The organism is Streptococcus sanguinis, assembly GCF_020729725.1.
Taxonomy (GTDB): Bacteria; Bacillota; Bacilli; order Lactobacillales; family Streptococcaceae; genus Streptococcus; species Streptococcus sanguinis_V.
Genome location: NZ_JAJEPA010000026.1, coordinates 1 through 6,328 on the forward strand (window position 1 = coordinate 1; position 6,328 = coordinate 6,328).

The window sequence follows — 6,328 nt, forward strand, 5'->3', positions numbered from 1 at the left end:
GCGTTGTAATGTAATGCATTTGTGTTGCATTGATAACGTGTTGTGTTTCTATGAAATCAAACGGCTTAAAACCGCAGCATAAGCTGCATCAACTTTCTCAAAAAATGGAATGTATCTTTTTCTAGCATACTCTCCTTTTTTAGCTAAATCGTAAACAGATGAGTGTTGTAAATTCGCTTTCGGGAAAACAACTCCTCTAGGAACAGAACCAACATATTCCTCCATATCTTTCACGTCACGAATGAAAGCTTTAGATAGCGTATCTGAACCAACATTGCTACCCAGTAAAACAATATTGGCTTTAAGTTGAGAAATTTCTTTCTCTAACTCATCATCATAATTAACATATCCAATTTTCATTTCAACTAAGAGTTCGTAAGCGCTCGTAAACCCACTGACTGCATATTCATCAGGTTCACATGAACTTACAATCAAATCACTGGTGTAATATGCATTTTGTGTGATAAGCCCCTTGTCATTATGGGTATCAATGACAATAAAATCGTAGAATTTATGAAGTTTGCTACGTTTGATCCAGTTATGTAAAATTTTAACTTTATCAATTTTTTTATTAGCTAATTCTGCTTCAATGTCATGTAAATCATGCGTTCCAACGATTAAGTCCAAATTTTCGTTTACTGCTAACGGAGTGACACTTTCGCCGCGGAAAATATTTATTAGTTCATTTTCCTTTTCCCACAAGCCGTTGCCATCTTCATCGTAAGGCATTAGGTTAGCAGAGGCGTTCCCTGAAGGGTCTCCATCAATGAGTAGGACTCTTGCAAAATCAGAAAGTCTCTTTGCGAGGTTTACGGCATTAGTAGTTTTACCAACGCCACCTTTCATAGTGCTGAAGGTGAGGATTTTCATTTCCTCGATTTTATTGACGATTTCAAAGATATTCATATCTTTTCTCCTTGTATTTTGTGTGTATTGCAACCGAATTACGTTGTGATTGTATTTGTATTGTAACGCATTGTAATTGTGTTGCGTTGTAAATGTATTGTACCATTTATTAATTGGCCAGTCAAGGTTTTTTTCTAAATATTTAAATAATAATAAAATATGCTTAATTAAAGGGTTGAGAATAGCTTGTAAATAGTGTATAATAAAAAATGTATTAAGAAAGGAAGAGCTATGAAGACAACCAAGAGTAAAATCAATAAAATAATAAAAAAAGGAGGTTATAAGAAGTTTTACTTTGAATTAATTGATAAAATAGATAAGAGGCTTGATATCAAACCAAGGACTACCTTTTATACGGAGTTGGTAGCTTGTGGACTTTCAGTTGCTTTGGCAACTAACCTGGTAAGTATTAATCGAAAAAGAGTRTTGGATAATATGCTTGCTGAAACTTTAAAGAAGATCTGCATGGCTCTTGACGAGATCGATGAAACAAATGAATACACCAAAAGGTTTCGGTTGATTTTTGAAGGTAACAGCTACCTAATAGGTAAGTGGTTTGAGGAGAACCTGGCAAACAAAAATCTGTCAAGTACAATTTTGATGAAGGTAGGAAAGCGAAGCAAACGCTTGAAAGGTCATAATTACAAAGCAATCAATATGGTGGAGATACTGGAATATGACTATCAATTAGAATTGGCTGAGAGAGAAGAATTTGAAAGAAAACTCGAAGAATATAAGAAAGGGAGAAAAGCATGAAAAGTAAACAAATTCGTGTACGAACTATGGGAAACAGTAAGAGATATACTGGTATCGATTCTTATCAAAAATTTGACACAGAGGATTTTTTTAAAGACAAGCAATTAAAATTAATTGCAGTTCTTAGTGTTAAAAAACGATTAAAATTGCTAGTAGAAATTGAAAAAGATGATACCAAGTACGATAATTTTAAAGATGGGAACAAACCTAATAATGAGGGTGTGCTAATAGAAGTGTTTTTATCTAAGGATAAAGATGTTAAACTTAATGAAGTTTTGGCAAGTGGAGAGGCTAACATTGTAATTGAGTATAAGTCCTCAAAAGTTCACATTAAAAATCATACTAAAATTACGGTTTATACAGATACCATTGCTGTTATAAGCAGAGATGGTAAGAAGAGAGAGTTTTATACAGTAAGAATGGGGGACTAGAATGACAGATAAATTGGATTTATATAAACTATCTGGGTTAAATCAATTTTTGAATCTGGATTTAGAGGAATTGTTTCAAGATGAATTTACTCTTTTATGCAGCTATCCTCTTTCTAAAAAAGAGCTACGGTTTATATTAGAGAATACGACACTTGGAAGTGACAATGCTGGTGAATTGATTTTTATCACTTTAGATGATGCAACTGAGGCGATCCTTCCTATAGACCTTATGCGTGGTGGCCAGGAAGTAAAACTTGAGGATTTGCTCCATATTGAAAAAACAACAAACCATTATGGTAGAATCTATATTCGTGTTTCTGAAATTCGTTTGGGTGAATATGTCCTGAAAAGCGGGGATAAGCTCATTGTTGAAGAAAATGGAGAAATCTATCAAGCAGATGTAAAAGTTAAAAGGACACCAAAAAAAGCWCAAGATAATAACCAAATGAGTGGAGGTAGGTTAGATGTCTGGGGATAAGAAATCAAAGAAAAAATCAAAGAATATTTTTGCAGGTTTGAAAAAAATCAGCTTTTCTAAAAAGAATAAAAAGAATAAAAAAAATGTTTCACATGAAACATTAAAAGAAAAACCTAAAGAAAAGAATGTTGGGAAAACCATATTAGGTGGAAAATATGGAGATTATGACATTCGGACTAAAAGAACAGTGAGGTGGGGAAGGTACTATAAAGCTATGCAGGTTATAGCGATAGGTGCGATAATTTGGTTGCTAATTGGCTGGCAAAGGTATCATGAGTATGTGGTATCTAATTCTACACCATTTGGCCAGACGTTGACCTATACAAAATCAGGGGCTACTGTAACATTGGAACAAGTAGCGACAGATAAAAATAGGGAAGTAACCATTATTGAGCTTGGTTATTCAAATACCTCTCGCCAAAAACTTTCTATAAAGGGTACCAATTACGGTATCAATATTGCTGTAAATAAAAAGTCAGATCTTCCTGATGGCATGCAAATAAACTATGGTATCTTAGAAAATGAAGGGAATGCCTACTTAATTATCAAAGGCAAATTGAAGCAAGAGGCTTATCAATTTTATCTGTTGAACAGATTTACTTTTGATGATGGATCAGATACCTTGTATCAATCAAAACAGTTTTTGGACAAAGAAAAAACATCAGTTGAAGGCATGATTTCAAACCAGCCCTTTAAAGAGGCAGATAAGAATGGCTTGTTTAACTTCTCAAATACCCAAGGGCCTGTTCAGGACTTCATCAATTTCCGCATCAATCCTTATTCTAAAAATACTACTGTATATGACGGCAGCTTTTTAGACGAAAACGGAGAAATTGATTATAACAAAATCATTCACGAAGTAGGTGTGAAGCGATTGCTTAAGGAAACAGATACACAAATCAAACTCACAAAAGAAAAAATGGGAGAGATTGAAAAAGGGGTTGAAGAATTTACTGACCGATTGTTAGCAAATCCTACAAGTCAAGAAGCTACAAGGGATTTAGAAACTGCTCAAAAAGCATATCAAGACGAAAAAGAAAACTTGGAACGCTATGAGGAACAGAAGAAATTCCTAAACGATTCAAAATTTACCAAGGAAAGCTTTGGTTCAATGAATACAGATTACAATGTGATTGTTCAGAAATAGGAAAGAAGTGGAGAATATCAAAGATATGGAGCTTACAAACAAAGAAGATATTTTGAAAAGGTTAGGCTGCCCCAATGCTGAAGTGACGGCAGAAGAACTCGAAAGTCTGTCTAAATCTGATTTGGTTGGAATCGTCTTAAAAGAAACCCAAAATGGATTTCGTTGGCTTCCTAAAGAGATAGATACAGAAGTATATGACTTGAGGGGACAAATTGAAAAGGCTCTAGTTGATGCTTACCGTGTCATCGAACTGGAAAAATTACAAAAAGAAGAGGAAAAACGAATTGCCAATGAAACAAAATATGATGGTTTAAGTGCCGCTGAATATTTTGAAGTGTTGTCAAAAGATGAGTTTGGCGGCGCGATTGAAATCATGAAGATATCACCCGATATGGAAGTGATAGAGAGAGAACAAGAAATTAAAGAATTGACTTATGTATCAAATAGGAAAAATCCCACTGCACTTATCTTAGGGCCTGCTGGTCTTGGTAAAACAGCCTTGGTTAGTGGTTGGAAATTGAGACAGGATCAAGTTGATAAATTACATGTTCAAATTATATCGCTTCACATGAATCTTTTAGAAAACGAGGGAGATATGGCGCAACGGTTAATTCGACTGATACCTGCGTTGAAGAAGTATGAAGATAAACTGAAAGAAGAAGACGAAAAAGCACGAGTGGTCTTGTTTATTGATGAAGTTCATACAGTTATCACCTCGTTTGATAATAAGGGGGTAAAGACAAAGCTAGGAGCAGATGTTCTTAAAACTATCACCACAAAAACACCAATCATGTTAATTGGCGCAACAACTGAAAATGAATATAACCAGTACATTGCGACCGATGAAGCATTCGTGAGACGTTTCAGAATTATTAGACTTACGAACATTTCTAAGCTTGCGACTAGAGCTGTTTTGCGGAATGAAATCGTTGGAAGACTGGGTTATGATTTTTCGCATAATGTTGGTGATAATGTTTTAAACTATATCATAGATTTAAACCATCGATATAGAACACACCTAGCTGAACCTGCTAAATCGTTGGATATTCTGGACACGATTATAGCCATTAGTGAGACAGATGATGTCGTTATCAATAAAGAGTTGGTTGATAAGGCTTTCCAAAGTTTGAATATTATTCCAGATAGAAAAGATGATGTTCGGAAAATTATGACAGTTATTGAAAAGCGGATTAAAGGACAGCATTTAGCAATACTAAAAGTTAGAAATGCAGTTGTGAACATGGTTTATCCAACCACAACTAGTAATCGTCCTAGAATAACAGCTTTAATGCTTGGCTCTACAGGTGTTGGTAAAACCGCAATGGTTAAGGCTTTTGCAGAAGCAATAACAGGTGACGCAGAAAATTTCATTCCTTTTAAAATGCAAAATTACACTGGAGAATTAGGGTTGGAGAGATTTCGCTCCAAATTAGGAAAAGAAGTAGATAGAAATCCAGAAGCTATTATTTTATTAGACGAGTTAGAGAAAGCTTATGAGAATCAGACTTCTATAATGGATCCATTAGACGAGGGAGAGACTACATTCTTCCGCCGTTCCCATGATGGTGGTGAGGATATTGAAAAAGTAGTTTCTTTGAAAGGGACAATGATTTTTGCTACAACAAATGCAGGTTCAGATATTTTTAAAAGTATGGGTGAATTTTCGATTAAAGAAACAAAAGATATGTCTGATGAACAGTTACTTCAACTATGGGATGATACTGAAGAGCAAGTTAAAACTGCATTAAAAAATGCGAGGTTTAAACCAGAAGTATATGGCCGTTTTAAAACAATTATTCCTTTTTATGCTTTAACTCTGGCAACAAAGGTTGAAATCGCTGAAATGATGTTACAAGCGCGGGTGAAAATTTTTAGGGAAGAATTTGGCATTGAAATTGAATTTCCAGAGGCACCATCTTGGGATTTACTTTACGAAGATGTTGGGAAAGCAAATCCTATTGCCATGTACTTTGCGGTTGAAAAGCAATCAGGGAAAACCTCTGATAGCGGTGGTGCTCGTGATATTGAGAGAAGCATTGAAGAGTTCTTTGATTCTGCTATAAAAAATGAAATGATAAAAGAGGGGAACTCTCAAATCACACGTTATGTCGTGAAAACAAATGGGAAAACGAACTTGGAACAGGATTTGGCCTATGCTCTAGCAGATAAGTATGGAACGGCTCAAAAACTGGAGTCACAAGGCAAAGATAGTCGGGGTGGTAAATTGTTAGTGATTCCTCAGACAATCGCCTCATAACAATATCAATACATTTTCAATACAACACCAATGCAATGATAATACAATTCAACGCATAGAAAGGAAAATATTGCCGTGAAGTCAAAGAATAAATTATTCAAACCTCTTCTATTTCTCATGGTTATTTCTAGTTTGTTTGCTGTTATTATTACAGCTTCCGCGGCAGAGCTGGATCATAGAGAAAAAAATATTGTAGGAAGGGTTAATGATAAAATCTCAAAAGGAAGCAACTATCCTTTAAGTGGTTTAAACCCAAAAGAGGAAATTACTTTTCGACAGCTTGTTAAAGAAAATAAGATTCACAACAATGCTGAAACAGGTCAATGGGAAGAAGGTGCTGCTCAGCCTGAAAA

General features: G+C 35.0%; 7 protein-coding genes. 6 read left to right on the forward strand and 1 reads right to left on the reverse strand.

Annotated features, from left to right (window positions below):
• Positions 1-48: 48 nt before the first annotated feature.
• Entirely contained in the window at positions 49-906 is an 858-nt protein-coding gene (locus K4I03_RS12225; protein WP_227965597.1) for a ParA family protein, read from the reverse strand.
• A gap of 231 nt (positions 907-1,137) precedes the next feature.
• On the opposite strand from K4I03_RS12225, the gene K4I03_RS12230 reads away from it, so the two are divergent.
• The 6 genes from K4I03_RS12230 to K4I03_RS12255 form a co-directional block, all read left to right on the forward strand.
• On the forward strand, positions 1,138-1,662 hold the full coding sequence (locus K4I03_RS12230; RefSeq protein WP_227965599.1) for a hypothetical protein: 525 nt from the start codon (positions 1,138-1,140) through the stop codon (positions 1,660-1,662).
• Positions 1,659-2,093, forward strand: coding sequence for a hypothetical protein (locus K4I03_RS12235; RefSeq protein ID WP_227965601.1), 435 nt, complete (start codon positions 1,659-1,661; stop codon positions 2,091-2,093). Before K4I03_RS12230 ends, K4I03_RS12235 begins: the two co-directional genes overlap by 4 nt.
• A 1-nt stretch (position 2,094) precedes the next feature.
• Positions 2,095-2,571 (forward strand): hypothetical protein, encoded by a 477-nt coding sequence (locus K4I03_RS12240; RefSeq protein WP_227965607.1) that lies wholly within the window; start codon positions 2,095-2,097, stop codon positions 2,569-2,571.
• Positions 2,558-3,718: a hypothetical protein gene (locus tag K4I03_RS12245; protein ID WP_227965609.1), complete on the forward strand. Its 1,161-nt coding sequence runs from the start codon at positions 2,558-2,560 to the stop codon at positions 3,716-3,718. The genes K4I03_RS12240 and K4I03_RS12245 overlap by 14 nt, the downstream gene beginning before the upstream one ends.
• A 7-nt stretch (positions 3,719-3,725) precedes the next feature.
• Positions 3,726-5,975 carry an AAA family ATPase gene (locus K4I03_RS12250; RefSeq protein WP_227965610.1) on the forward strand — a complete coding sequence of 750 codons (2,250 nt, stop codon included), beginning with the start codon at positions 3,726-3,728 and terminating at the stop codon, positions 5,973-5,975.
• Positions 5,976-6,050: 75 nt separating this feature from the next.
• A partial coding sequence (locus K4I03_RS12255) for a hypothetical protein (RefSeq protein WP_227965611.1) occupies positions 6,051-6,328 on the forward strand: 278 nt, incomplete at its 3' end.

Coding starts and splice junctions, on each gene's coding strand:
- K4I03_RS12225 (WP_227965597.1), bottom strand. CDS start 906: ATGAATATCTTTGAAATCGTCAATAAAATCGAGGAAATGAAAATCCTC.
- K4I03_RS12245 (WP_227965609.1), top strand. CDS start 2,558: ATGTCTGGGGATAAGAAATCAAAGAAAAAATCAAAGAATATTTTTGCA.
- K4I03_RS12235 (WP_227965601.1), top strand. CDS start 1,659: ATGAAAAGTAAACAAATTCGTGTACGAACTATGGGAAACAGTAAGAGA.